The sequence below is a fragment of the Methylobacterium sp. J-070 genome (genome assembly GCF_022829385.1).
Classification (GTDB): domain Bacteria; phylum Pseudomonadota; class Alphaproteobacteria; order Rhizobiales; family Beijerinckiaceae; genus Methylobacterium.
This window is the reverse complement of sequence record NZ_JAKSXX010000003.1, coordinates 1-309: the sequence shown is the minus strand read 5'-3', so window position 1 is coordinate 309 and position 309 is coordinate 1. Positions and strand designations below refer to the sequence as shown.

Below are 309 nucleotides of genomic sequence, written 5' to 3'. Positions count from 1 at the left end.
GTGAGGATCACCGGCATCGCCTTCGGGTGAACCGCACCGACTTCGGCGTTCGGCTCGGTCGTCAGGAAGGCATACAGGTCGTCGGTCGTCTCGCCGTCCTTCACCTTCCGCACGCTCTGCCAGCCCTCGACCAGGATACCCGCGAAGCAGGTGAGGGGCCGATCCTCGGTCAGGGCGAACCACACGGGCGGGCGCGAGCCGTCCGCGGCCTTCTCGTTCTCGCTGAAGCTCGTGAATGGCACGAGGCAGCGGTGTGCGGGCACCAGCCCGCGTCGCCTGTACGGCGAGGCAGTGTTGCGCACGTTCGTG

At 68.0% G+C, this 309-nt stretch carries 1 protein-coding gene; it reads right to left on the bottom strand.

Features of this window, described 5'->3' with window-relative positions; translation table 11 throughout:
• Positions 1-309 (bottom strand): SOS response-associated peptidase family protein (locus MKL01_RS00015; protein WP_243903202.1); only part of this gene is annotated, 309 nt, incomplete at both ends.